The sequence below is a fragment of the Bacillus cereus group sp. BfR-BA-01380 genome (assembly GCF_022663535.1).
Lineage (GTDB): Bacteria > Bacillota > Bacilli > Bacillales > Bacillaceae_G > Bacillus_A > Bacillus_A cereus_BB.
Genome location: NZ_JAKUFS010000020.1, coordinates 57552 through 82823 on the forward strand (window position 1 = coordinate 57552; position 25272 = coordinate 82823).

A 25272-nucleotide genomic window follows, 5' to 3' on the forward strand; every position below is an offset into this window, starting at 1 on the left:
AGTGGCTTTCCTTATCACACATACTTCCGATGCACCGTTCTTCCCCATAATTGATAAATGTACGGCAATACTTTCTCTAAATATTTTAAATCCAGTTCAATTCCTTCATAGTAATGCTTAATGTACAGTTCTCCGTTCTTTAAGTGATCTCCATCTTCGACCATTAAATACGGGAAACCACCATTTGTTCTCGTATTGACGAGCTGATCGCGAACATTTTCCCATTCTTTATCAATAATTTTATAATCTTTGCTTTGGCGCTGGAATAAGTACATATCTTCGCGCACTTCAAAGATTTTTTCTCTTCCTGAGTTTGGTTTTACACCTTGGCGTATCATTTCTTCTGTCGGATTGTTGTAGCGTTCTTCGATGTTTTCAAAAATTTTGATACTGAGGTAATACGGGTTGATGCTTGTTTTTGACTGTTGCACGACTCCTGCGTTTAGCTTTGCGAATTCGATTGCTTCATCTGAGCTTAAGTCCATTTCGCGGAGGATGCGTTGATGCCAATACGAAGCCCAGCCTTCGTATTGTTAAGGTGCTATTTATTTTATTTATCTTTTCAGATTCTCTTCTAACTTATAGCCAATTTTTTGTTGTTCTTCAATCCAATTTAATATTATTTCTTTTTCTTCTTTCTCAATTTTATCTCGCTCATATTTATACTGTGTCAGTTCCTTAAACCAGACTAAAAGTAATTTTCTTAATTCTATTGTTTCAATTTCACACTGTAATGGATCATCTTCATCATCAGGGAACAACTCCTCTATTACTGTTTTATATTGATCCATCTCAATATAATTCGCATTATAACTGCATTCAATCTTTTCTTCTTCTCCTCTTAGAACTCTATCAAAATCTTCTAAGTCATTCTTAACGGATATAAAAGATCTTTGTATATCACTTCCAAAAAAGATAGTAATTAACTCTGTGTTGTTTAATTTATTATTCATATATAAATTAATTCTAACATCATTAAATCTTTCAGACCTATTAAAACCATATTTATATTTTAACTCCATTAATTATCTCCCTTTCGCTCTAAGCAATTAAAGTATAGGATATGCTGATGTAATTTGTCCCTTACCATTAATCTGCATTTCAATTGTCATCCCATTTGAAGCTGTCCCTGTATAGAAACGTCCCTGCACCAACTCTTTATTTTCATAGGCTTCATTAATACAATCAATAATTTGTTGCTCTGTCATGGATTTTGGAAAAAAAGTAGATTTACCATTTTTCTTCTCGCCATCAATTTCCACATTCGCTCGATAAACACCTAAATTGTTTGGACCCTCAATCTCACCAACTATTTTCCCTTTACTACCTTCCATACCTTCATAATGAAATCCCACTGCTTTTCCTTTCTTCGTTACCTCACCATAAAAAATATGTTTTAAAGCGTCTTCCTTTGTTCCAATTTTAAAGTTATCTAGATTCTTTAAATGACTGTAGTCTCTAGCTGTTTCTCCTATTGAAAATTGAAAAGTATCTCTAGCTGGTGAATTTGTATCAAAGCGACGAACGTAAGAATTCCCTCCATATACAGTGCTCAATCCACCTCTCATTTCATAAGAAGACATCCGTGACAAATCTCTTCCCCATCTTACGCCATTACTTAAAGCACCGGCACCTTTTGTACCAACTGCGAGGAACGCAAAAGAAGTCACTCCGTATGCTACTAATTCGGTTCCACTTTCTAAATCTCCATATTGTATATTTCTAACATACCAATCCGACAAAGCGTTTCGCATATCATACATCTTTTGGATTTCCTTGGCCCACTCATGTTTTAATGTTCCAATAGGATCATTCAACAGGTCTTTACTAAATTCGTATTTATCTTTAAATTCCTCTTTCTTGTCATCAATAGAGTCCATGATTCTATCTTTTGCGTCTTCGAGTGTTCCTTTTGGATCATCAACCAAGTTTCCGAAAAAGTCGGATGTTTGTTTCCACGCTTTTTGAAGTGGGTCAAAAATAGTGTCTTCTGCTGCTCTCGCTCCTCCTCGCTGAAAGGCTTCCCACATTTTATCAACTGGATTATATTCACCATACGCTTTTTCATCCGCTTCCCGAAACTTTTTCGCAATTCTTCTTAACTCTAATTCTGTAAAACTCAAGTGTTTTATGTATGATTCCATATGCTTTTTCGCTTCGAAAAAGTCTGAATAAAATCGTTGCTGTGATGTTCCGAACCACTGCATTTGTAAATTAAAAATAGTCAATGTCAAATCTTGAATCCTTTTTTCACTATCTTCTTTTGCTCGTGCAAAAGAACTTGCAATTTCTTCTAATGTATCAGGTCTCACTTGGACTTTTACCAACTCACCTGTTCCACCTTTCCCCTTAGAATTGCTGTTGATTCTTGTTGTGCACACCCTTTAATATTTATCTATTCTTACTATACAGAAAATAACGTTTTTGTTTCATTTTATTTATAAATGATATCCATAAAAAGGAAGCTACTGTTTAACAGTAGCTTCACACATACTTCCGATGCACCATCTTCCCATCATATGAAAACACAACACTCTTATTTTCTACGGTAGATTCCATATGCACCGTTCTTCCCCATAATTGATAAATGTACGGCAATACTTTCTCTAAATATTTTAAATCCAGTTCAATTCCTTCATAGTAATGCTTAATGTACAGTTCTCCGTTCTTTAAGTGATCTCCATCTTCGACCATTAAATACGGGAAACCACCATTTGTTCTCGTATTGACGAGCTGATCGCGAACATTTTCCCATTCTTTATCAACGATCTTATAATCTTTTCCTTGGCGTTGGAATAAGTACATATCTTCGCGCATGACAAGTTCTTTGTTTAAGTAATTTCGCAGGAATGATACATCCCATTCAATTTCGCGTACTTCAAAGATTTTTTCTCTTCCTGAGTTTGGTTTTACGCCTCGGCGTAGCATTTCTTCTGTCGGATTGTTGTAGCGTTCTTCGATGTCTTCAAAAATTTTGATACCGAGGTAATACGGGTTAATGCTTGTTTTTGACGGTTGCACGACTCCTGCGTTTAGCTTTGCGAATTCGATTGCTTCATCTGAGCTTAAGTCCATTTCGCGGAGGATACGTTGATGCCAATACGAAGCCCAGCCTTCGTTCATGATTTTCGTTTCAAGCTGCGGCCAGAAGTACAGCATTTCCTCACGCATCATCGTTAAAATATCGCGCTGCCATTCTTCTAGTTCGCGGCTGTATTGTTCAATAAAGAGAAGTAAGTCTTTTTCTGGTTGCGGCGGAATTTTTCTTTTCTTCCGGGCATTAGGTAATTCTCGTTTCTTATTTCGATTTTCTAAGTTCCATAAATCATCGTATGGCGTTGGGGCCTTTCTTGTTTGTTCTTCCTCGTCTTGATCATCTGCACTCCACGACAGCTTTGGTCTCATAAGTGAAGGATCAATATGCTCTTGAATAGCCAACACTGCATCTAAAAATGTTTCGACTTCTGCTTTTCCGTATTTATGCTCATAATTTTTTACTCTCTCTGCAGTTGCCGACATACTTTCGACCATATCTCTTTTTGTGTTAGAGAATCGAATATTATTTTTAAAGAAGTCACAATGTGCCAATACGTGAGCAACAATCAGTTTATTTTGAATGAGTGCGTTTGTATCTAATAAAAAGGCATAGCACGGATTCGAGTTAATGACGAGCTCGTATATTTTACTCAGCCCTAAATCATAGTGAAGTTTCATCTTATAAAATTGTTTTCCAAAGCTCCAATGTGAAAAACGCGTTGGCATCCCGTAGGCACCGAATGTATAAATAATGTCTGCTGGACAAATTTCATAACGCATCGGATAAAAATCTAATCCAAATCCTGTGGCGATTTCCGTAATTTCCGCGATTGCATATTGCAATACTTTATCCTCACTGCTTCTCATCTCTTTTCCCTCCTTACACATTCCCTTATGAAAGTGTATGAATAGAAGCAAGCTTTCATGAAGATTATAGAAACTCCCTCCATTTATTTTGTTTTGTAGATGCGATTCACTTGAAAAACATGTAAAATTTTCTTTAGGAAAATAGTCATTACAAAGGGGACAATCATATGAAAACAATCATGAAAGTTATGACAGTACAAGCATGGGAGAACGCAAAGGAAAAAGGAGTAATTGTCGAACCTTCTTTACACGAAGAGGGCTTCATTCACTGCTCATTCCTTAGCCAATCATTACGAGTTGCTCATAAACATTTTGCATCAGAACCTTCTCTTGTATTGTTAGCAATTGATGCCGAACGTGTACAAGCAGAAATTAAGTACGAATTAGCTGCAAATGGTGAACAATATCCGCACATTTACGGTGTCATTCATACGAGTGCGATTACAAATGTTTACACATTACATCAACATGAAGATGGTACGTTCATCCTTCCAGCAGAACTCGCATAAAAAAGATTGATCATTTATAATAAAGTTTGTTCAAAAATCCTGTTGAAATATTGGCAGGATTTTTTTCTTAATCCGCAGTCTGGGGATATATTGTAAAGAGTTATATTTAAAAAATACGTTAAATTCAAATGATTAATACAGTAAAATTTACTTAACACGAATTAAGGGGAAAAACTTATATGATAAATAATAAATTCCATATTGAGGTGGCTTTATATGCCTAAAATGGACAATGTACTAGCAATTCTATGGATGCTTAGCTCAGGTGAAAAAATTACTGCAAAACAAATTTCAGAAAAGTTAGAGGTGAATATACGGACTGTGTATCGTTATATTGATACACTTTCGACAAGTGGTGTACCTATAATTTCAGACACAGGACATAACGGTGGATATACTTTATTGAATAATTTTATTGAAGCTCCTCTTTTTTTTGATTCTGAGGAACAAACATCACTATTTCACGCTGCTGTTTTTGCAGAAGAGGCCGGATATTATGGAGGAGAAGCATTAAATAGGGCTATTTCAAAGCTAAGCAAATATTCAAACCAAGAGCAGGAAACAAAGATAAACCAACATTTAACCAGTCTTGAAGTAATAAGTCGAATAAGTTCCCTCTCGATGGAACCTTTCTTGAAGGAGCTGGAGCAGGCCGTAGCTGATGGATACTCTGTAAAAATTCGATACCATAAAAGTGGCGAAGAGCGATCAAAGTATAGGTTGGTTGATCCATACAGAATTATTTATTGGAATAATAAGTGGTATATGATTGGATTTTGTCATCTTAGAAATGATATCCGCAGTTTTAGAGTAGAGAGAATTGAAAGTCTAATGCTAACTGGAAATAAGTTTAACCCGCCAGAAAATTTTTCGGCACGTGACTTTTTTTTGAAAAACCTCCTTCCTACTATGGAAGATAAGAAAGGGATTATTTCTTTAGTTATTAATGGAAATAAAAGTACGCTAAATGATGTTTGCCAACATTGGTTTTTGGGAAATTATTTACATGAACGAACTTCAAATCAAGCTGTATTCCTTATTGAAAAAGATATAATACATACATATGTACCTTATTTACTTTTACCGTACGGTAAATCTATTCAAATTATTGAGCCAATAAGTCTTAAGAAAAGACTTATTGAAGTTCTGTCGGAATTAATACAATTTCATCAAGTATGATAACTTCCCTGACGTTAGCTGTCAGGGAAGTTATTTTATAATAAGCGATATCAATTGTGATTGGAGTGTGATTGGATGCAAACAAAAAAAGCTTATCTTTATATATTTCATACAATGTCAGACTGGGAATATGGATATTTAATTGCTGAACTAAACTCAGGAAGATATTTCAAAAAAGATTTAGCACCTTTAAAAGTAGTTACAGTAGGAACTACTAAAGAAATTATTACTACAATGGGAGGACTGAATATAAAACCAGATATTTCCCTTGATGAGTGTACACTTGAGAGTAAGGATCTTATCGTTTTACCCGGAGGGAATACTTGGGGAGAAGATATTCATCAACCTATCTTGAAAAAAATTGGCGAAGCTTTAAAGCTTGGCACTATTGTCGCTGCAATTTGTGGTGCAACTGAGGGACTGGCGAATATTGGATACCTAAACTCTAGAAAGCATACAAGCAATAACTTAGAGTATATTAAAATGGTCTGTCCTAATTATAAAGGAGAAAAATTTCATGAGATGGGACCTGCAGTATCTGATAAGAATTTGGTTACTGCATCAGGAATAGCTCCTTTGGAATTTGCGACGGAAGTACTAAAAATCTTAGATGTATTTGCACCAGATACATTGCATTCATGGTATAACCTACATAAGACTCATAAACCTGAATACTTCTTCCAGTTAATGAATTCAATAACTAGATGAGCCTTACTGGCATTTTCTTTTGATAATAATGATGGACCGTTCTTCAAGAATCAGGCATGACTGTGAAATAACACTGTTAGAAAATGATTAGTCTTTTTTATAAAAACTAAATCTATCCCAAAATAAAGCCCACGTATTTTGATCAATCTTTGTTCAAAATGCGTGTTTTTTTTCTATTACAAAATCAACGTTTGCAATACACTTTTAATCAAACTTTATTTCAAACCAACACCCGATTAGGCGAGCTTTCCATCAGTGAGGGATGAAGTCCTCCCACTGATGGAAGTTTCACTTTATCCTTCAATAACCTCTAACTTCTCCGTAATCGGCGTACGTTCTTTTCCTTCTGGTACTTTATCAAAATATCCGACATGTAAAATACCAATAATTCGGTGTCCTTTCGTTAAACCAATTGCTTTCATAAAATCAGGGTTGTAAATCAGTCCGCCTGTTTTCCAAACAACGCCTAATTGCTTTTCCCAAGCTAGAAGCTGAAAGTTTTGCATAAATGCACATACAGCAGCATAATCTTCATTACGCTGTGCTTGGCGCGGGTCTTCATCCATATAAACAACGATTTGAACTGGTGTGTTCATAAACCGTTCTGTTAACATGTTTCCGCGTTTTTCTCTCTCCTCCGCTGAAAACGACCTTAAAACAGCGTCTACTAATGTTTTTCTGCCGTTACCTATAAATAATTTACATTGCCACGGCTCGCGGTGCTTATGATTCGGTGCCCACGTTGCATCATTTAATAGTTCAATCAATAATTCTTTTTCTACTGCTTGATTTGTAAATGTACGAATGGATCTTCTTTCTTTCACAACAGTTGCAATGGAAGTATAAGTTGTCATATTTTCCTCTCCTTCATCATTTTCTATCTATATGTATATGTTTTTCATTGATAAAGATTATCAATTTCAATTATAATCTAGTTTCCTTATATAAATCAATATTTAATACAGAAAAACCATTTTCTTTTTATATAACACAACAAAAAATCGTCTTACTTTATGTTAAGACGATTTTCATGATCTCGGAAAACGCATGATAAACGTTGTTCCTTTACCTTGTTCACTCGTTACCTCAATTGTTCCATCGTGTAGTTTCACAAGTTCCTTTACAATTGATAATCCTAATCCAAATTCGCCATAGCTATTTGTTCTAGAAGCATCCGCTTTATAAAAACGCGCCCACACGGCAGCTACTTCTTCTTGCTTCATTCCTATACCCGTATCTGTAATTTCAATGATTTTCGTTTGTTCATCTTCTTTTCCAAGAAGCATAATCGTTCCGTTCTCTGTAAATTGCAGACTATTTTTTGTGATGTTTAGTAAAACCTGCAGCAATCGGTCATAGTCAGCGTAAATACGTAAACAATCAGGGACATCGATTTCAATCTTATTTCTCTTTTCCTTTGCTTGCAGTTCTAACTGTTCACGAATGACTTCAAAGACTTCTTTTACGTCAATTTCTTCTTTTTGAAGTGTAATTTCATTTGAAAGAATTTTTTCATAGTCTAACGTTTCATGAACGAGGCGAATTAATCGCTTCGTTTCTTGTTCCATCATTTCATAACAGCGCTGCTTTTTCTCCTCTGGAATGAGGTCATTCTTCATCCCTTCTACTAAACCATTTATTGTCGTAAGTGGTGTTTTTAATTCATGGGAAACATCCGCAATAAATTGACGTTTTCGCTTTTCTAAACGCTCAATTTCTGTCTGTGCTTTATAAAGCTGCTGCGCCATATTGTTAAAATCGTTTCCGAGCAAACCAATTTCATCATATTGTCCAATAGGAATATGTACATCATACTGGCCTTTTGCGATCATTTCAGTTGCCCCGCGAAGACGCTGCACCCGTTTGACTAAAGAGCGTGAGAAAAAAATACTAACCACAAGTACAATTAGGAATGTAACGCCTGCCGCAATAAATAAATAACGATTTAATTCCGTAATGATTTCAAGTGTGTTGCGGATGGGAGCTGTTAACATCACACCGCCTTGCAGTTCACCATTTCTCATATATGGAAGCGCAACAATGGATACAGGTTGTTCAAATCTATTTACATCTCGTTTTATTTTCAATGTTTCACCATGTTGAATTTTCTTCCATTCTTCCTCGCTTAACAATGGATTTTTCTTTACATGAACTGGTGATTGCGTAATTTCTCCCTTTTCATTAAAGATGAAAAACTTCGTGTCACGTGCACGTAATAGACTAGAAAAATGTTTTAGTTTCACAACATGAACATCCATTTCCTTTTTCTCAAGCTCATCAATAATTTTATTTCCATAAGAAGTAAGCTCTTCTACTTTTGTCTCATAAGCAAGATTTTCAGCTAAACTTAAAAACATCACACTTAATAAAATAAAGGCAATAAGAAAAACAAAAATGTAACTAAACAACAGCTGATAAAAATATTTAATCCTTTTCACAGCCAGTTACCGCTTCATCAAATTTATAACCAACGCCCCACACAGTTTGAATCCATATATGTGAGTCAATCCTAATTTTTTTACGAAGCCGCTTAATATGTACATCCACCGTTCGTTCATCTCCGTAAAATTGATAGCCCCAAATGCGTTCTAAAAGCTGCTCTCTTCGAAATACTTGGCGCGGGTGCTTCGTAAAAAAAACGAGTAGTTCGAATTCTTTTGGCGTTAAATTATTCACTTTCTCACCGTCTAAAAATACTTCTCTCGTTTCTTCATTAATACGAAAATGATTCGTTTCATTTTTCACCTGTTTTTTTGCTAAACGGCGGACAACTGCCTTCATCCTTGCGATTAATGTAAGTGGGCTAAATGGCTTCGTAACATAGTCATCTGCCCCAATTTCTAATCCTAGCACTTGATCCGCTTCACTATCTTTTGCGGTTAACATAATGATCGGAACGTCACTGCTTTCTCTTATTTTTTGACATAGCTTTATACCGTCCATCCCTGGAATCATCCAATCTATAATAAGCAAATCCCATTCTTTCTTTTGAAACAATGCATATGCTTCTAAACCGTCTGCGACAAATGTTGCTTGAAAGTTTTCTTTCATAAAAAACATTTCAAGCATGGAACACACACTCTCATTATCCTCTACAATTAATACATGCATCGCAGCATCTTCTCCATTCCTCGAAATCTTTTTCTTCATTTTAAAACTCTTATCATATAGAAACAACTCTCTACTTCTATATATACCCATTTTAATTTTTCAACATATTAGTCCCTGCTATGCCGAACAAAACAGGAACGCTACTTGCTTTCTCTCTTTGTTTTAATCCTTTCACGTGGCAGGAAAGGATCCTGACCGCTAATGCTCTCGTCTTCCCTAGATAGAAAGGATTTTTGACGTCGCTTTTTCAATTTGTACCTATTTAAAACATAATTTGTTCATAGTTTTGTCATACTTTTTGGATAAGCTATAACAAAATACATATAGGAGTGATCAAACATGAAGAAAAAGCTAGTAACAGGAATGTTAGCGGTATCATTATTATGCGGAGCAACATCGCTAACTGCATACGCTTCTACAAATAACTCACAAGGAGAAACAAAGCACCATAAATTCATTTCTGAAGAACAATACAAATCATTAACAGAAAAAGGATATCAAAAGCGTGAAATTAGGAAAGCAGTGCGCATTGCTAAGTTAAGCGGAAAAGATATTAACACTGTATTAGACTACTATAAGCAAAACCAGAATTGGAAAGAGACTGCTAAGCACTTTGGCGTTGATAAGAAGAAACTGCATAAACATCATATGAGTAAAGAAGCAAAAGCAAAGTTGTTTCAAAAAGTAGCAGACATGCAAAAATCAACGCCAGATCAAGTGAAACAAACGATGCGTGACTATGAAGTATCTTTGTTCCAACTTGCAGCGCTCAACATGATTTCACAAAAGAGTAACACACCTTTAAATGACGTTTTAAAAATGAAGAAAGATGGTATGAATGTAAAAGAAATTGCTGAAAAATTAAATGTGAAAAAAGAGGATATACAAGCAGAAATGAAGAAATTAAAAGCAGAATTAAAAATGAAAAAAGCAAGATAAGGAAGGAGTGTATATTCGCTCCTTCTTTTTTACTTCTAAAATTAAGCTGCGCTTAATATATGTTTATATACCTGTCCATTTTTGGAGGAAACTAAAGGAGGAATCCCAATGAAAAAGTCGTTTTTATTATGTTGTATGACGGGAATTCTTGCATTTACAATGATCGGCTGTAACAATGCTGAACAAAAACAACCAGTAAAAGAAACGAGCTCATCACATCAACATCATACAGAAGAGCAAAGAGATATTGCCGAAACAACAAAAGGAATCGACACACTTCCTTCTTTCTTATCGGAACAAGATGCGCAAATTAAAAAGATTTACGCTGTGGCAGGACAACACGCCGAATTGCTTCGATGGATTCCATGCTACTGTGGATGCGGTGAGAGCGTAGGACATAAAAGCAATAAAAACTGTTTCATTCGTGAAATCAAAAAAGATGGCCAAGTTGTTTGGGATTCCCATGCAACAACTTGTGTAAATTGCCTTGAAATCGCATTAGAATCGGCAAGGTTACAAGAAAAAGGAAAATCACCGCTTGAAATTCGAAAATACATTGATAATAAATATAAAGAAGGCTATGCAAAACCGACGCCTACTCCGATGCCAAAAAGCTGAATTTTTCATGATGTATTAACATATTCTCCATTTCATCGAAATAAAAACGAGGGATTATCTCCCTCGTTTTTTCATGTAAAGCCCCACAAACTCCCTCGCTCTGTTAACAAATTCTTTCAAGTGTATTTCCCCCTTTCTGTCACACACTATATATAACTCCTCATTAAAGGAGGCACACAATGCACACATACACCGACTACGATAAGGCTCTTTATTACACATATTGTTGTAATTGGGAGAAGCTGCTTGTACTTATGGTACAAACAGAAGATCAGTTGTTTTCAAAACGAATTGAACACTTCCTACACGCATATCAATACGGCAAAGATTTATCAGAAATTGACAAACAACTTCAACTTTTGTTTCAATATATTGATCATGCTACGCAGAAGACATATGTAGAGCAAGTCCATATGTAACAAACCCAACTCCTACTACGATAAAACGCTATCCCTATGCACCGGGGTAGCGTTTTTGTATATTTTGCCAAACCATTGTTTATAATGCATATTATGAACAATAATCAGACGGACGTGATGGTATGAAAAAACACATTTACTTACTTTTACTTATTGTACTATTGGTAATTGGCTGTCAAAAATCACCTAAACAAACAAATCCTAAGTTTCAAGGAGTGAAAAACGAACAAGGATTACTTAACGTACTCCTAATTGGTAGTGATTCACGCGGAGAAGCACAAGCTAGAGCTGATACAATTATGATCGCACAATATAATAAACAAGAAAAAACAGTCAAACTTGCTTCTATTATGCGCGATAGCTACGTAGAGATTCCTACATACGATAAAAAGTATAATAAAATTAATGCCGCCTACTATTATGGCGGTCCTGAATTATTACGCAAAACGATCCAACATAACTTTGGAATCGATGTATCTCATTACGTGACAGTTGATTTTGCTGCATTTGAAAAAATTGTAGATACTATCGCACCAGAAGGAATTACTGTAAATGTAACGCAGACAATTATCGATGATATGGGATTACATGTACAACCTGGCTCTCAGCAATTACACGGAAAAGAATTGTTAAAATATGCACGCTTCCGTCATGATGCTGAAAGCGACTTTGGACGTGTACAGCGTCAGCAAGAAGTACTACAAGCATTGCAAAAAGCCTTTACCGAAAAAGTACAATCCGTAGACGGAGTCTTCCAATTACCTATGATGGTACAAGACCTTCTCCCTTATATTCAAACTAGTATGGATACTCAAATGCTATTCTCACTTGGCAGTAACGTTCTCGTTCACCCTATTGAAAAAGTGAAAACGATGCGAATTCCAGTGGCAAATGGATATGAACCAAAAACATATGAACATGCCGGGGCCGTATTAGAACTTCATCCCCAAACAAATAAAGAAGCAATTCACGACTTTTTTATGAATTCAACGAAAGCTGTGAACCATTAAAATCCAATGAAAAACAAGGTGGACATCACCTTGTTTTTTTATTTCCGAGTTTTCAGCGCAAAAAACTTTTATTATATTGAATGTTTTGCTTTCTTTTCCCCTCCTCCTCATACTATAATTTTGTATGTAACTATTATAAGAGAGGTATAAAAAATGGACCGCGAAAAAAAACAAGAAGCTCTGTTATTTACCGCTTGGGGAACTTCATTTGTCGCTACACTCGGAAGCTTATATTTTTCCGAAATTATGAAATTTGAACCTTGTACATTGTGTTGGTACCAACGTATTTTTATGTATCCATTTGTGTTACTACTTGGAATTGCAGTGGCGCGCAAAGATTACCGCATTGCTACATATTCTTTGCCAATCGCAAGCATCGGCGCTTGTATATCGCTATACCATTATGCCATTCAAAAGGTTCCTGCTTTCTCAGAAGCTGGTACAATATGCGGGCGAATTCCTTGTACAGGACAATATATTAATTGGTTCGGCTTCGTCACAATTCCATTTTTAGCACTAATTGCTTTTGTCATCATTTCACTTTGTAGTTTTCTCTTATTAAAAACAAATAAGGAGATGAAATAATGAAAAAAATGTTTCTTTTTGGCGGTATTGTCATCGCTTTATTAATCGCTATTTTTGCTGTATCAAACATGGAGCCAAAAGAAGAAACCACCACAACAACAGATTACTACACAAATAAAATTTCTCTAGATGATATTCGAAAAAACATACAAGAAAAGAAAGATCAAACGATATACTTCTACCAAACAAGCTGTTCACACTGCCACAAAGTATCACCAATTATCGTTCCAATGGCAAAAGATATGAACATTGATATGAAAGTCGTCGATTTAGAAAATGAACCAGATGCTGTATGGGATGAATTTAAAATTACAGGTACACCAACGATTGTTCACTTTAAAGAAGGTAAAGAAGTAAGCCGTATTACGGGAGAACAACCGAAAGACAAATTTAAAAAGTGGTTTACAGAAAATAAAAAGTGACAAGAAAAGGAAACTTCCTGTATACATGAAGTGTGCCCAAAAGCCTCACACTACTTGTATAAGGAGGGGATTCTATGCCAGAAGTACGATGCTCTGTCTCTAACTGCTCATTTTGGGGACAAGGTAACTTTTGTCAAGCAAATGCCATCTTCGTACAACCTGACTCTCAAGAGTCTACACACTCAGAAGACGAGTCATATACAGATACAATTTTCTCTGGACAAACGATAGAAAATTCGGCAACAACAAGCGTAGAAACATGTTGCCATACATTTCAGCCAAAATACTAAGCCGCTGCCCATCTCATAATACATGAGATGGGCTTTCTTTTTTGCCTTTATCCCGCTATTCGTGGGCAGTAATACTCCCAGCTCTAGCGGCTAGAATCTCCGGCCGTTTCGCCCCCACGGCCGAGGCCAAAAGCGCCTCGGCCGCGGGGGCGGGGGCGGCCTGCGATTCTGAACGAGCCGTTTCCGCTTTTCTTAAGAAGCTAGGTGGGAGATAAACTGCTGGCATGCGCCCGATTGATGAGGGCTGATAATCAGTGGGGGATGAAGAAAACCCCCACTGATTAAAGTTTCACTTTATCATCGTACGCTCTTATATCCAAACAAACCCTTGCTTCCAAACGTCATGCATCATTGCAGTATATACAATAAGAATAAAAACCGTTCCGCCCAATGTAACCCAGCGATATATACTATCTTCACACTCTCTCGCTTCAACAAATGCCCATACAAATCCCACTAATAACAATAAGTCTATATACGGAATGTACATAGAAAAGATAAATGAAATAAACAAATATATAACAAATAAGCACAATGTAATTAAAAAAATTTTAAATGCAAATTTACTGTCTTCTTTTTTCATCGCATCTTCCCCCTGCCTTTACAACATTCTATTCAAGGAAGGATTCAGATGCGATATAAAGTGAAACTTCCATCAGTGGGGGGCTTATTGCCCACGAATAGCGGGATGAAAAAAGGATACCATGCCCAAACGGTATCCTTTACTTCACTTCGTATTTTCTTTTATATATATTACTTAATACAGAGTAAGGAACTTGCTCATACTTTACCATCGTTTCTTTTTCATCCATAATATATAAATTATTTCCTATATAATAGAATCCATTCTTTCCTTTCGAATACACAGGATATACTTCATTCGGTAATACTGTTCGAATTTCTGTAAATTGTCCGTTCGGCTCTTGCCAATATATTTTCGTTTGATCTATCATTGTAATCTTCCCGATCTGTTCTTCCTCTAACACACGTCCGTTCCAGCTGACAACCCGGTATCCAAATTGATGCGCCGCATATTCAGGAGATGTATGAAAATGAGTAATAATTACCTTCGTTTGTAATGGAACTCGCTCATACAACCATTGAATATCCCGATCATACATCCGAATGCATCCGTTCGACTCACGTGTGCCAATCGCCCATTCACGATTTGTCCCATGAATTGCATATTCACTTTTATTTAAGCCCAGCCACCTAGTTCCAAGTGGATTATTAGGTGCACCGCCCGGGATTTTTTTTCGATGATATTCTTTATTTTTATATTTATTAATAATGCAAAATGTTCCTTCTGGTGTAGGTGTGTGTTTCTTTCCTGTTGTTATAGGAAACGTTCGTACATAGTTTCCATTTTCAAAAAAAGATAATTGATTTGTTGTTAAATTTATAAGCAATAAATGATCCGCCTTCTCAGCAAAAGCAATTGGTACACATAAAAAAAAGAAAAGAAATACTAATGCAAGTGAACATGCCTTTTTCATCAATGTCACCTCCACATTCCCCTCAAAATCTCACCATTAAAATACTATGGTTCATTTAGTTTTTACTATAAATCCAATTCTTATGAATGAGAGCTGACCTTAAAGGTCAGCTCTCAAAAATATCGGCGGAAATGATACATTTATCGGCGCTTTTTGTGATATATCGGCGCTTCGACACAATTTAAAGATTCCTCGACACATCTTGACATGAAAACTACCTAACCGTTAACAATAACGCCCCCGTTAACGTGAAGTATTTGTCCAGAAACATAAGTAGAATCATTTGAAGCTAAATATACATACGCCGGTGCTAATTCATACGGTTGTCCCGGCCGTTTCATTGGAACATTGCCGCCAAATTCAGATACTTTTTTCTTATCGAAACTTGACGGGATAAGCGGTGTCCAAATTGGGCCTGGAGCAACGCCGTTAACCCGAATGCCTTTTGGAACTAAAGATTTTGCTAATGAACGTGTGAAAGAGACAATCGCTCCTTTTGTTGCTGAATAATCAATGAGCTGCTCATTTCCTTCATACGCCGTAATAGAAGCGGTGTTCACAATAACATCCCCTTGTTTTAAATGAGCAAGTGCAGCTTTTGTGATATAAAAATACGAGAAAATATTAATCCGAAACGTCTTTTCCAGCTGCTCTGCTGTAATCAATTCTAAACCTTGCTGTGGATATTGCTGCGCAACATTATTCACAACAATATTTAAACCTCCCAATTGCGTTGCAGCCTCCGTTACAACTTGCTGGCAATGCTGCTCTTCACTTACATCACCCGGAAATAAAAAGCATTGAACACCTTGCTGCTCAACCCAGCGCTTCGTTTCCTCTGCATCTTCATGTTCATTTAAATACGCAATGGCTATATTGGCACCCTCTTTTGCAAAAGCAATCGCTACTGCTCTTCCAATTCCACTATCTCCTCCCGTAATAAGTGCAGATTTCCCTTTAAGCTTCCCGCTTCCTACATACTTCTCATCTATACATTTCGGACGTGGATTCATGATTTTCTCAATTCCCGGCTGTTTCTCTTGATGTTGCGGGGGTAGTGTTTTCCTTGGTTGTTCTTGCTCTGTCATACTGTAAAACCTCCTTATCCTATATCTTTCTTATGATGTACGAAATCAAAAAATATACTTAATTCTTACAAAAAACGAAATATATACATAGAAAATGCGTTTAACATTCGAACTTTCGACATAAAAACCGAAAAATATGAATTTCTTTTTATAAATCTCTTGCAAAAAAACAAAATAACGAATATTATATATAACTGTTGTGACAATTATTCGTAAAAAGAAAGGATGTTTTTATGTTTAACCTTTCAAAACATCAAACTTCTATTAAAACTGAAATTTCAGCTGGTATTATTACCTTCTTAACAATGGCATATATTATTGTCGTAAACCCAGTCATCCTTGGTGATGCAGGCGTTCCATTTGAACAAGCATTTACAGCGACAATCATCGCTGCTGTTATCGGAACATTATGCATGGCATTCTTCGCAAATTTACCAATTGCAATCGCACCAGGTATGGGATTAAATGCTTACTTTGCTTACTCAGTTGTAAAAACTCATGAAGGCATGACATTCGCAATTGCTTTCTCTGCTGTATTCGTAGCAGGCATGATTTTAATTTTGCTATCATTAACTTCTTTCCGTACAAAATTAATGGAAGCAATTCCTGAAAACTTAAAACATGCTATTACAGCTGGTATCGGTTTATTTATCGCATTTATCGGCTTGCGTTTAACAGGGATTGTAACAAAACATCCTTCCAATTTAGTTGGACTTGGAGATCTTCACTCTCCGTCTGTTTTACTTGCATTAGCTGGACTTGCAATTACGTTAGTACTAATGTCTTTAAACGTGAACGGTGCATTATTCATCGGTATGTTCTTAACAGGAATTATCGCTTACTTCACTGGACAATTAACGTTTTCAAACGGAGTTACCTCTCTGCCTGGTTTACCAGAAGGCGTAATTGTTTCCAATCCAATTACAGCAGTGTCTGATGTTATTCACTACGGATTATACGGCGTTGTTTTCTCGCTCTTCCTTGTAACATTATTCGATACAACAGGTACACTTCTTGGCGTTTCACAGCAAGGCGGCCTTATGAAAGATGGAAAACTTCCAAATGCCGGACGCGCTCTTCTTTCAGATTCTATTTCAGCAACGATTGGTTCTATGTTTGGTACAACACCAACAACTGCTTATATTGAATCTTCTGCTGGCGTTGCGGCTGGTGGTCGTACAGGCTTAACAACATTAACTGTTGCAATATTATTTGCAGCAACTGCATTCTTCGGACCACTTGTTGGTGCAGTATCTGGCGTTTCCGCTATTACAGCGCCGTCATTAATTATTGTTGGTAGCTTAATGATGGGCGCAGTTCGTCACATTGATTGGGATGCATTTGATGAAGCTTTCCCAGCGTTTTTAGTGATTTTAAGCATGCCGCTTACATCAAGCATTGCAACAGGTATTGCACTTGGCTTCATTTCATACCCGCTTATGAAAGTGGCAAAAGGACAATTCCGTGCGGTTCATCCGCTTATATATGTATTTGCTATTTTGTTCGCTTATCAGTTAGTATTCATACCACATTAATAAAAAAGCCTTGGTTCGCGGAACTTGTGAACCAAGGCTTTTTCTAATATTTCTCATTCATTCGCAATTCTTTACTATACTTTTGAATCAAAAAGGAAGAAATGAATATCCCTAGACAAAAATGATCATTACCAAATTCCTAGTATGCCGAAGTCCTTTATATACATTTTCCATATGTATCATTCCTTCATATACCTTCATCCATATTATACCATGTTGATATTTACTATAAATAAAAAGACCTCTATACAGAGGTTTTTAACTTTGCAAAAATACCTTTAAACCTGCAAATTGTCTCTTGGCATCTTTATATCCTTGCTCATATAAGGTTTGTAGTTTTTCTGTATCTTTTTCCATACGATCTACTTGCAGTGGTAATTCTGGCCTAATAACAAATAAATTACCTGCTAACTCTTCTTTTTCAATATAGTGAAGTGTCTCATTATATATCTCATAACGAGTAAGCATCGTATTCACGAGGTTTGGATATTTTTTATACGCCTTCGCTGCAATCCAGCCAAACTTTGATTTTTTCTTAGCGTACCCGTGATTTCTCGTTAAAATAACGACTGATTTCTTATATCCATCCTCCTGCGCTTTACGAACTGGAATTGGATCGGAAATTCCCCCATCTAACAATTGCTTACCACGATAGTTTACAATCGGTGCGATAAATGGTAAGGAACTAGAAGCTTGTAATACATTCAACGCATCTTCATTTGTTCCTTCTTTTTCAAAATAAACAGGCTGTCCAGTTTCGCAATCTGTCGTCCCTACAAGGAAGCGCTCTGGACTATTAAAATATGTGTCAAAATCAAACGGTACATGCTTTTCTGGAATTTCACGGAAAATAAAATCCATATCAAATAGTTGACGCTTTTTCAATAGATTTTTATAAGATAAATATCTTGGATGTTTTGCGTAATCAATATTTACTGTTTTATTTCTATTTCTTTGTCTGGAAAGATACGACGCTGCATGACAAGCACCGGCTGAAACACCAATTACATATGGAAAATATAAATCTTGTTCCATAAAGTACTCCAGTATCCCACCCGTATATACGCCGCGCATACCGCCGCCTTCTAATACTAAACCTGTATTTTCAAGCATAGATCTCTCTCCTCGTTTTATATATACTTTGTAATGATTCACGTTGTTAACTATCTCTTTCTATTATATATAAAACTGTTGAGAAACCATATTCAGACGACTTAACTGAAACGAAATATTTCTTACTAATCCATGATGGCGATGTTGTGGTAAATCTAATTCACTTTTTTAAAACCTCTAGATACAAAATTAAATTAATTGAAACTAAAATTACATCTATACAAATTACCGCTACATCATTTTTTAGTAAAGAATTCGTCACAACCAATATTAATAGGCTAATTCCTGCAATCAACGATACGTTATTTTTTATCATTGTGAACATAAAAAACACCTTCCCTCTTAACCATATTACTTCCCTACTAACGGTAGCTTTCTGTTATCTCCCCTCCGCTCCTATATGCATCGTTACATCCGCTATGAATTGTTGAATAACCTCCAACTCTTCTTTTGTATATTTGTCTAAAAACAATAACCACTCTTCTTCAGCTTGATGATGTAATGTTTCATGAGCATTGTATATTTCTTTCCCTTTGTCTGTTAAACGGAAAAATATTTCTTTTTGGTTGTTCAACATTTTCATCTTTTCAACAAAGTTCTTATTAAATAATTTTGTACAAATTTTAGAAATGGCCCCTTTTGTCATCCCCATACTTTCAGTAATTGCTGTTACATTCATCAAACCTTGTTGTCCTATACAAGCAATTACATGTAATTCCGATAATGAGATATCACTTATACCAATTTCACTTAAAAACTGTTCATGTCCTTCTTTCATGTACTCTTCTTTCTTATGAATAAGTGCTTGCATATCGACTAGTATTTGTTTTTGTTGCGCTGTCCGGCTCACTTTATTTCCCTCCAAACACAATTTACGTTTCCTCAGAAACAATTATATTGTATATCATTTCACATTAAAAACAAAATTAATATTATCTATTTACAAAAAAGAAAATCATGTTAAAATTATTTTTAGTTTCCAAGGAAACAAAAAGGAGGAATATTTATGACAACTACAACAAACCGAACACCAATTTTCTATATCATTTGTATAAGTGCTTTATTAGGTTCTCTAGCACAAAATATGTATACCCCCATCTTGCCAATTATTCAGGGGTCATTTCACACATCATTTTATGTAGTCAATCTTACTGTTTCCATTTTTACTTTTGTACTTGCGATTATGCAAATTGTATACGGTCCTCTTATTGATACAAAAGGAAGAAAATCCATTCTTATCCCAGGTCTATTGATGAGTTTCATCGGCTCAATAGGTTGTGTTTTTTCACCAAACATTTATATATTTCTTATTTTTAGAGCCATTCAAGCTTTTGGAACAGCGGCCATCCCAGTTGTTTCAGCTACCATCATTGGAGATTTATATGAAGGAAATGAGCGCGGCAAAGCAATGAGCATCTACCAGACACTTTTAGCACTGGCACCTGCTATTGGTCCTTTAATGGGAGGCTATTTAGGAAATAAAAATGGTCACGTTTCTATCTTTCTCTTTTTAGCCGCGATTAGCATCATTTTATTACTCATAAACGTTGTTTTACTTCCAGAAACAAAACCAGTTTCTTCTATAAAACAACAAGTAACGAAACACTACTTTCGGGTTTTACAAAATAAGATTGGTTTTACCATTGTCATAATTGGTTTTATACAATTTTATCTTTATTTTTGCTTCCTTGTCTTTTTACCACCCATGTTAAAAGCTTTATTTCATCTGCATGCAGATACAATTGGACTCATCTTTGTTCCCATGTCATTATGTATGATGTTAGGTAGTTATTGTTATAAAATGTTACAAAAGAAAATCCAGACAAAACATGCTTTACTCTTTACAAGTTTCTTTCATATTGCATGTATCTTATTATTTTCTATCACCTATAATATTACGATACCTATCCTTATCATCGTGACTTCTCTATACGGATTCAGCACGGGATTATCAATACCAACTCATACAACTTTATTAACAGAAGAATTTGTGGATGAACGGGCAACTGCTATTGGTATCTATAACTTTATTCGCTACTTCGGAATGGGAGTAGGTCCACTCCTTGGCAGTTTTCTACTATTTGATCAAAATTACTTTTGGATTTTCTTTTCGGGATTCGTTGTTTTTCTATTGTTTCTCTTATATGCAATGAAGAATTTCATTCATTCTCAAACAAGAAAAGAAGCAATTTAGAAAGATAATATTTTCAATCACTCCAGACGTATAAGTCACTGCTATACAGAATACAACATGACCGCGACTTGTTTTCTCGCTTTGTTTGAAACATCGCATGTGGCAGAAAAGGCCCTGACCGCTTCTATGCACGGCCATATGCTCTCGTCCTCCCCTAAAAAAGAGTTTTTTTAACTTGTATATATAATAATCATGAAAAAAGAATCTCTAAAAACCACTTTTAGAGATTCTCTTTCCCTACCCTCTTTGATCCGCCACAATATGAATATCAATGTTTTTCGTCTGTCTCATAATTTCATTTACAATGGAACCTTTTCGAATTTCTTCCCATCTTGTTCTTGCCGATTGTCCAAGCAAAATTTGTGTGACTTGTCGCTCTTTTGCCACCTTAATAATGGCATCGGCCGGTTTATTACCTTGCGCTTCTTCTAATAAGAAGGTTGCATCAAATTGATGCGTTAAAGCTTTCCATTCTTCAATAACCTGTTTTTTTCCTTCTGACATAGATTCAATATTTTCTCTTTCTACATTTAATACATATAACTCTGCATTTAAACGGTTTGCCATGCGCCACCCCCGGCGAATGAGCTTTTCTGCCGTCGAACTGTACTGTACGCAAACAAGAATTTTTTCTTTCACTCCAATTGGTTCCTCAGCAAATTGACTTATTTTCTCGTCCATATCATCCGCAACTTCTCGAAGTGATAATTCACGGAGCGCTCCTAAATTATTTAGCGTAAAAAAATGATTTAAGCTCCGTTGAATCTTTTCTTGCCTATATATCTTTCCGTCCATCAATCGTTTTCGAAGTACTTCTGGCGTGACATCAACAAGTTGAATTTCATTGGCCTTTTGTAAAATGAAGTCAGGAACGCGCTCTCTTACTTTAACCCCTGTAATTTGCTCGACAATATCGTGAACACTTTCCAGGTGTTGAATATTAAATGCAGACAGAACATCAATGCCAGCATCCAGTAATTCTTCCACATCCTGATAGCGTTTTTTATGTTTAGATCCAGGGATATTCGTATGGGCTAACTCATCCACAATTACAACTTGCGGTGCCCGTTTTATAATTGCTTCGACATTCAGTTCTGAAAATATTTTCCCTTTATACTGAACCTTTTTTAACGGAACAGCTTCTAACTCCGCAATCGCTTCTTCTGTTTCTGTTCGACCGTGCGTTTCGATGAGACCAATTACAACATCAATGCCTTCTTTTCGCATCTCTCTTGCATCAAAAAGCATTTTGTAACTTTTTCCGACTCCAGGAGCTGCTCCGACATAAAGCTTTAACTTCCCTCTGTTTAGTTGACGAATGTATTCTAAATATTCTTCTGGCGTTCGCCTTTGAAACGTTGGCTTATAGTCATCTGCATACATCAAAATGCACCCTTTCTAGCCAAACAATACTACCTCAATCTAAGCGATTGAGGTAGTATTGTTATGATTTCATCATTTTTTGTAATTCTATATTTAACTTCAACACGTTGACGCGATCTTCACCGAATAACCCAAGTGCTTGCCCTTCTGTTTGTGATTCAATCAGCTTATTAATTTTTTCTTTCGGAATATTCGTTATTTTAGAGATGCGATCTACTTGTACATAAGCCGCTTGTGGACTAATGTCTGGATCTAATCCTGAACCTGAATTCGTTACTAAATCCATCGGAACTTCTGTAACAGGAACAGCCCCATTTTCCTTCTTCCAATTTTCCACACTCTCTTCTACACGTTTTACTAAGTCTGGATTAGACGGTGCATAGTTGTTAGAGCCAGATGCTTCTGCTTTATATTCTATACTAGAGACACGTCCATGGAAATAACGTGGATCTGTAAAATTTTGACCAATTAATTTCGAACCAATAACTTCATTTTTGTCATTATAGATAAGGCTTCCATCTGCATTATCTTTCATAAATGCTTGTGCAACTCCTGTAACTAGCAGTGGATAGATGAGCCCGCATATAACAAGAAATGTAAAGGTTACACGAATGACAGGTGAAAGTATCTTTTGTTTTTCAAACATTTTCATTTCCCCTTTTCTTTAAATGAACAATCCGACCATCATGTCAATCAGCTTAATACCGACAAACGGAACAATCACTCCACCAAGCCCGTAAATAAATAGGTTACGTCCTAACAATGCATTAGAGCTCATCGGTTTATAAGCAATCCCTCTCATCGCTAGCGGAATAAGCATCGGGATAATAATCGCATTAAAGATAAGCGCTGATAAAATCGCTGATAGCGGCGAATGTAAATTCATCACATTCAGAGCTGCCATTTGCGGAATTGCTAATGTAAACATCGCCGGGATAATTGCAAAGTATTTCGCAATATCATTTGCGATACTAAATGTTGTTAGCGCACCGCGTGTCATTAATAGCTGCTTCCCAATCCCTACAACCTCAATAATCTTCGTTGGGTTTGAATCTAAGTCAATCATATTTGCGGCTTCTTTTGCTGCTGCTGTACCACTATTCATCGCTAGACCAACATCCGCTTGCGCTAAAGCTGGCGCATCATTTGTACCATCACCTGTCATCGCAACAAGCTTTCCTTTGTCTTGCTCTGCTTTAATAACTGCAATTTTATCTTCTGGTTTACATTCTGCAACAAATTCATCCACACCAGCTTCTTTCGCAATGGTTGCAGCAGTAAGCGGGTTATCACCTGTACACATTACTGTTTTAATCCCCATTTGACGAAGCTGTTCAAATCGTTCGCGCATACCTGGTTTTACAGTATCTTTTAAATAAATTAATCCGTAAATACGATCATTCGCTGCAACTGCAAGCGGTGTACCGCCTTCTTTTGCAATTAAATCCGCTTTTTGATTTAAGTCTTTCGGAACTGTGCCGCCTTGCGATTGTACCCATTCAATGACAGCGCCAACCGCACCTTTTCGTACTTTTACACCATCTGTTAAGTCCACACCGCTCATACGTGTCTCAGCTTTAAATGGAACAAACTCACCTTGCTCAGCAAGTGTACTGTTATAAGAAAATGCTTTTGATTTTACGTATTCAATAACCGAACGTCCTTCTGGCGTCTCATCTAACACAGAGCTAAGCGCTGCCCATTTTGCAACTTGTTCAATTGTTTCATTTCCTACTGGTAAAAGCGTGTGTGCCATACGGTTACCAAATGTAATTGTACCCGTTTTATCTAAAATAATGGTGTTAATATCACCAGCTGCTTCCACTGCTTTACCACTCATTGCTAACACGTTAAACTTCGTTACACGGTCCATCCCTGCAATCCCAATTGCGGATAACAAACCACCAATTGTTGTTGGAATTAAACAAACAAGAAGTGCAACGAGTATAGATGTATCAATTTGAAAACCAAGATAGTTCGTAAAGATTGGTAATGTCACAACAACGATTAAGAAAATAAGTGTTAAACTCATCAATACCGTATTAAGAGCAATTTCATTTGGTGTTTTTTGACGAGATGCCCCTTCTACTAACGAAATCATTTTATCTAAGAAAGATTCACCAGGATTACTTGTAATTCGAATTGTAATTTCATCACTTACCACCATTGTTCCGCCTGTAACGGAGCAAAAATCACCGCCAGCTTCTTTCATAACTGGTGCGGATTCCCCTGTAATAGCTGATTCATCAACAGACGCTAAACCTCGGATGACTTCTCCATCACTAGGAATCATTTCACCTTGTTTGACAAGAACAACATCACCTTTTTTCAGTTCAGTTGCTGAAACCCTAGCAACACTTCCATTTTCTTTTATTACATTTGCAAATACATCTTTTTTCGATTGTTTTAAAGAATCAGCTTGCGCTTTCCCGCGTCCTTCTGCTAATGCTTCTGCAAAATTAGCAAACAAAACAGTGAATAAGAGAATAAGAGAAACCGTTATATTGAACCACCCTGGGATACTACTAGATCCATTAGGTAAAAATGATAAAATTAATGTTAGAAAAAACCCAATTTCCACCACGAACATGATCGGATTTTTTACCATCACTCGTGGATTCAATTTTGCAAAAGCTTCTTTTATCGCATGTGTAATAATGTCACGATCCATTGTTTTTGTTTGTCTCACTTCATTTTCGACTGCCGTTTTTGGTGATACAACCGATTGATTTGGTTGTTTATCTTTTACCACTACAGGTTTCATCATGTA

26 protein-coding genes and 1 pseudogene are annotated in these 25272 nt (G+C 36.2%); 12 read left to right on the forward strand and 15 right to left on the reverse strand.

The window, feature by feature from the left end:
• Positions 1 to 14: 14 nt before the first annotated feature.
• The 4 genes and pseudogenes from MR076_RS17725 to MR076_RS17740 all read right to left on the reverse strand — a co-directional run.
• Positions 15 to 527, reverse strand: a pseudogene (locus tag MR076_RS17725) (SpoVR family protein); the annotation flags it as partial.
• 27 nt (positions 528 to 554) lie between these two features.
• Entirely contained in the window at positions 555 to 1022 is a 468-nt protein-coding gene (locus MR076_RS17730; protein ID WP_242222711.1) for a hypothetical protein, read from the reverse strand.
• Between the two features lie 27 nt (positions 1023 to 1049).
• Positions 1050 to 2327 carry a WXG100 family type VII secretion target gene (locus tag MR076_RS17735; protein ID WP_242222713.1) on the reverse strand — a complete coding sequence of 426 codons (1278 nt, stop codon included), beginning with the start codon at positions 2325 to 2327 and terminating at the stop codon, positions 1050 to 1052.
• A 157-nt stretch (positions 2328 to 2484) separates the two neighbouring features.
• Positions 2485 to 3903, reverse strand: a complete 1419-nt coding sequence (locus MR076_RS17740) for a SpoVR family protein (protein ID WP_242222716.1) — start codon at positions 3901 to 3903, stop codon at positions 2485 to 2487.
• A 167-nt stretch (positions 3904 to 4070) separates the two neighbouring features.
• Here MR076_RS17740 and MR076_RS17745 point away from each other — a divergent pair, with 167 nt between their 5' ends.
• The 3 genes from MR076_RS17745 to MR076_RS17755 all read left to right on the forward strand — a co-directional run bounded on the left by MR076_RS17745 (position 4071) and on the right by MR076_RS17755 (position 6299).
• The gene (locus MR076_RS17745; protein ID WP_242222717.1) at positions 4071 to 4412 is read left to right on the forward strand and encodes a DUF952 domain-containing protein; all 342 of its coding nucleotides are present in this window, start codon (positions 4071 to 4073) and stop codon (positions 4410 to 4412) included.
• 216 nt (positions 4413 to 4628) lie between these two features.
• Positions 4629 to 5591 carry a helix-turn-helix transcriptional regulator gene (locus tag MR076_RS17750; RefSeq protein ID WP_242222719.1) on the forward strand — a complete coding sequence of 321 codons (963 nt, stop codon included), beginning with the start codon at positions 4629 to 4631 and terminating at the stop codon, positions 5589 to 5591.
• Between the two features lie 75 nt (positions 5592 to 5666).
• Entirely contained in the window at positions 5667 to 6299 is a 633-nt protein-coding gene (locus tag MR076_RS17755; RefSeq protein ID WP_242222721.1) for a type 1 glutamine amidotransferase family protein, read from the forward strand.
• Between the two features lie 293 nt (positions 6300 to 6592).
• On the opposite strand, the gene MR076_RS17760 is transcribed toward MR076_RS17755, so the two are convergent.
• From MR076_RS17760 to MR076_RS17770, 3 genes are all read right to left on the reverse strand, one after another.
• The gene (locus MR076_RS17760) at positions 6593 to 7153 is read right to left on the reverse strand and encodes a nitroreductase family protein (RefSeq protein WP_242222722.1); all 561 of its coding nucleotides are present in this window, start codon (positions 7151 to 7153) and stop codon (positions 6593 to 6595) included.
• 174 nt (positions 7154 to 7327) lie between these two features.
• Positions 7328 to 8737, reverse strand: a complete 1410-nt coding sequence (locus tag MR076_RS17765) for a sensor histidine kinase (protein WP_242222724.1) — start codon at positions 8735 to 8737, stop codon at positions 7328 to 7330.
• Positions 8724 to 9410, reverse strand: coding sequence for a response regulator transcription factor (locus MR076_RS17770; protein WP_242222795.1), 687 nt, complete (start codon positions 9408 to 9410; stop codon positions 8724 to 8726). The genes MR076_RS17765 and MR076_RS17770 overlap by 14 nt, the downstream gene beginning before the upstream one ends.
• A gap of 339 nt (positions 9411 to 9749) precedes the next feature.
• Between MR076_RS17770 and MR076_RS17775 the strand changes: the two genes are divergently transcribed.
• From MR076_RS17775 to MR076_RS17805, 7 genes are all read left to right on the forward strand, one after another.
• A complete protein-coding gene (locus MR076_RS17775; protein ID WP_242222726.1) occupies positions 9750 to 10349 on the forward strand; it encodes a hypothetical protein in 600 nt (199 codons plus the stop codon).
• 108 nt (positions 10350 to 10457) lie between these two features.
• A complete protein-coding gene (locus tag MR076_RS17780; RefSeq protein ID WP_242222728.1) occupies positions 10458 to 10967 on the forward strand; it encodes a PCYCGC domain-containing protein in 510 nt (169 codons plus the stop codon).
• Between the two features lie 179 nt (positions 10968 to 11146).
• A complete protein-coding gene (locus tag MR076_RS17785; RefSeq protein ID WP_242222730.1) occupies positions 11147 to 11386 on the forward strand; it encodes a YhdB family protein in 240 nt (79 codons plus the stop codon).
• A gap of 122 nt (positions 11387 to 11508) precedes the next feature.
• A complete protein-coding gene (locus tag MR076_RS17790; protein WP_242222732.1) occupies positions 11509 to 12396 on the forward strand; it encodes an LCP family protein in 888 nt (295 codons plus the stop codon).
• Between the two features lie 153 nt (positions 12397 to 12549).
• Positions 12550 to 12981, forward strand: coding sequence for a disulfide formation protein C (locus MR076_RS17795; RefSeq protein ID WP_242222733.1), 432 nt, complete (start codon positions 12550 to 12552; stop codon positions 12979 to 12981).
• Positions 12981 to 13403: a thioredoxin family protein gene (locus MR076_RS17800; RefSeq protein ID WP_242222735.1), complete on the forward strand. Its 423-nt coding sequence runs from the start codon at positions 12981 to 12983 to the stop codon at positions 13401 to 13403. Before MR076_RS17795 ends, MR076_RS17800 begins: the two co-directional genes overlap by 1 nt.
• A gap of 74 nt (positions 13404 to 13477) precedes the next feature.
• Positions 13478 to 13693 carry a DUF1540 domain-containing protein gene (locus tag MR076_RS17805; protein ID WP_242222737.1) on the forward strand — a complete coding sequence of 72 codons (216 nt, stop codon included), beginning with the start codon at positions 13478 to 13480 and terminating at the stop codon, positions 13691 to 13693.
• Between the two features lie 310 nt (positions 13694 to 14003).
• Here MR076_RS17805 and MR076_RS17810 read toward each other — a convergent pair whose 3' ends face one another.
• The 3 genes from MR076_RS17810 to MR076_RS17820 form a co-directional block, all read right to left on the reverse strand.
• Positions 14004 to 14276 (reverse strand): hypothetical protein, encoded by a 273-nt coding sequence (locus MR076_RS17810; RefSeq protein WP_242222739.1) that lies wholly within the window; start codon positions 14274 to 14276, stop codon positions 14004 to 14006.
• Positions 14277 to 14415: 139 nt separating this feature from the next.
• Positions 14416 to 15189 carry a L,D-transpeptidase gene (locus MR076_RS17815; RefSeq protein WP_242222741.1) on the reverse strand — a complete coding sequence of 258 codons (774 nt, stop codon included), beginning with the start codon at positions 15187 to 15189 and terminating at the stop codon, positions 14416 to 14418.
• 218 nt (positions 15190 to 15407) lie between these two features.
• Positions 15408 to 16277, reverse strand: a complete 870-nt coding sequence (locus MR076_RS17820; RefSeq protein WP_242222743.1) for an SDR family oxidoreductase — start codon at positions 16275 to 16277, stop codon at positions 15408 to 15410.
• Between the two features lie 233 nt (positions 16278 to 16510).
• On the opposite strand from MR076_RS17820, the gene MR076_RS17825 reads away from it, so the two are divergent.
• A complete protein-coding gene (locus MR076_RS17825; RefSeq protein WP_242222745.1) occupies positions 16511 to 17812 on the forward strand; it encodes an NCS2 family permease in 1302 nt (433 codons plus the stop codon).
• 258 nt (positions 17813 to 18070) lie between these two features.
• Here MR076_RS17825 and MR076_RS17830 read toward each other — a convergent pair whose 3' ends face one another.
• Together MR076_RS17830 and MR076_RS17835 are read right to left on the reverse strand one after the other, a co-directional pair.
• Positions 18071 to 18925, reverse strand: a complete 855-nt coding sequence (locus MR076_RS17830) for a patatin-like phospholipase family protein (protein ID WP_242222747.1) — start codon at positions 18923 to 18925, stop codon at positions 18071 to 18073.
• Between the two features lie 379 nt (positions 18926 to 19304).
• Positions 19305 to 19736 (reverse strand): MarR family transcriptional regulator, encoded by a 432-nt coding sequence (locus MR076_RS17835; protein ID WP_242222797.1) that lies wholly within the window; start codon positions 19734 to 19736, stop codon positions 19305 to 19307.
• A gap of 195 nt (positions 19737 to 19931) precedes the next feature.
• Between MR076_RS17835 and MR076_RS17840 the strand changes: the two genes are divergently transcribed.
• On the forward strand, positions 19932 to 21119 hold the full coding sequence (locus MR076_RS17840) for an MFS transporter (protein WP_242222750.1): 1188 nt from the start codon (positions 19932 to 19934) through the stop codon (positions 21117 to 21119).
• Positions 21120 to 21356: 237 nt separating this feature from the next.
• Here MR076_RS17840 and kdpDN read toward each other — a convergent pair whose 3' ends face one another.
• From kdpDN to kdpB, 3 genes are all read right to left on the reverse strand, one after another.
• Positions 21357 to 22502 carry a KdpD-like non-kinase potassium sensor gene (gene kdpDN / locus MR076_RS17845; protein ID WP_242222752.1) on the reverse strand — a complete coding sequence of 382 codons (1146 nt, stop codon included), beginning with the start codon at positions 22500 to 22502 and terminating at the stop codon, positions 21357 to 21359.
• 61 nt (positions 22503 to 22563) lie between these two features.
• Entirely contained in the window at positions 22564 to 23148 is a 585-nt protein-coding gene (kdpC, locus tag MR076_RS17850) for a K(+)-transporting ATPase subunit C (protein WP_242222755.1), read from the reverse strand.
• An 18-nt stretch (positions 23149 to 23166) separates the two neighbouring features.
• Positions 23167 to 25266 (reverse strand): potassium-transporting ATPase subunit KdpB, encoded by a 2100-nt coding sequence (gene kdpB / locus MR076_RS17855; RefSeq protein WP_242222757.1) that lies wholly within the window; start codon positions 25264 to 25266, stop codon positions 23167 to 23169.
• Positions 25267 to 25272 lie beyond the last annotated feature (6 nt).

Bases quoted from the DNA above. Each gene is read 5' to 3' on its own strand.
- MR076_RS17795 (WP_242222733.1), top strand. From the start codon at position 12,550: ATGGACCGCGAAAAAAAACAAGAAGCTCTGTTATTTACCGCTTGGGGA.
- MR076_RS17840 (WP_242222750.1), top strand. From the start codon at position 19,932: ATGACAACTACAACAAACCGAACACCAATTTTCTATATCATTTGTATA.
- MR076_RS17835 (WP_242222797.1), bottom strand. From the start codon at position 19,736: ATGCAAGCACTTATTCATAAGAAAGAAGAGTACATGAAAGAAGGACAT.
- MR076_RS17750 (WP_242222719.1), top strand. From the start codon at position 4,629: ATGCCTAAAATGGACAATGTACTAGCAATTCTATGGATGCTTAGCTCA.
- MR076_RS17770 (WP_242222795.1), bottom strand. From the start codon at position 9,410: ATGCATGTATTAATTGTAGAGGATAATGAGAGTGTGTGTTCCATGCTT.
- MR076_RS17740 (WP_242222716.1), bottom strand. From the start codon at position 3,903: ATGAGAAGCAGTGAGGATAAAGTATTGCAATATGCAATCGCGGAAATT.
- MR076_RS17785 (WP_242222730.1), top strand. From the start codon at position 11,147: ATGCACACATACACCGACTACGATAAGGCTCTTTATTACACATATTGT.
- MR076_RS17790 (WP_242222732.1), top strand. From the start codon at position 11,509: ATGAAAAAACACATTTACTTACTTTTACTTATTGTACTATTGGTAATT.
- MR076_RS17745 (WP_242222717.1), top strand. From the start codon at position 4,071: ATGAAAACAATCATGAAAGTTATGACAGTACAAGCATGGGAGAACGCA.
- MR076_RS17825 (WP_242222745.1), top strand. From the start codon at position 16,511: ATGTTTAACCTTTCAAAACATCAAACTTCTATTAAAACTGAAATTTCA.
- MR076_RS17820 (WP_242222743.1), bottom strand. From the start codon at position 16,277: ATGACAGAGCAAGAACAACCAAGGAAAACACTACCCCCGCAACATCAA.
- MR076_RS17780 (WP_242222728.1), top strand. From the start codon at position 10,458: ATGAAAAAGTCGTTTTTATTATGTTGTATGACGGGAATTCTTGCATTT.
- MR076_RS17830 (WP_242222747.1), bottom strand. From the start codon at position 18,925: ATGCTTGAAAATACAGGTTTAGTATTAGAAGGCGGCGGTATGCGCGGC.
- MR076_RS17800 (WP_242222735.1), top strand. From the start codon at position 12,981: ATGAAAAAAATGTTTCTTTTTGGCGGTATTGTCATCGCTTTATTAATC.
- kdpC (WP_242222755.1), bottom strand. From the start codon at position 23,148: ATGTTTGAAAAACAAAAGATACTTTCACCTGTCATTCGTGTAACCTTT.
- kdpB (WP_242222757.1), bottom strand. From the start codon at position 25,266: ATGAAACCTGTAGTGGTAAAAGATAAACAACCAAATCAATCGGTTGTA.
- MR076_RS17810 (WP_242222739.1), bottom strand. From the start codon at position 14,276: ATGAAAAAAGAAGACAGTAAATTTGCATTTAAAATTTTTTTAATTACA.
- MR076_RS17755 (WP_242222721.1), top strand. From the start codon at position 5,667: ATGCAAACAAAAAAAGCTTATCTTTATATATTTCATACAATGTCAGAC.
- MR076_RS17805 (WP_242222737.1), top strand. From the start codon at position 13,478: ATGCCAGAAGTACGATGCTCTGTCTCTAACTGCTCATTTTGGGGACAA.
- kdpDN (WP_242222752.1), bottom strand. From the start codon at position 22,502: ATGTATGCAGATGACTATAAGCCAACGTTTCAAAGGCGAACGCCAGAA.
- MR076_RS17730 (WP_242222711.1), bottom strand. From the start codon at position 1,022: ATGGAGTTAAAATATAAATATGGTTTTAATAGGTCTGAAAGATTTAAT.
- MR076_RS17775 (WP_242222726.1), top strand. From the start codon at position 9,750: ATGAAGAAAAAGCTAGTAACAGGAATGTTAGCGGTATCATTATTATGC.
- MR076_RS17760 (WP_242222722.1), bottom strand. From the start codon at position 7,153: ATGACAACTTATACTTCCATTGCAACTGTTGTGAAAGAAAGAAGATCC.
- MR076_RS17815 (WP_242222741.1), bottom strand. From the start codon at position 15,189: ATGAAAAAGGCATGTTCACTTGCATTAGTATTTCTTTTCTTTTTTTTA.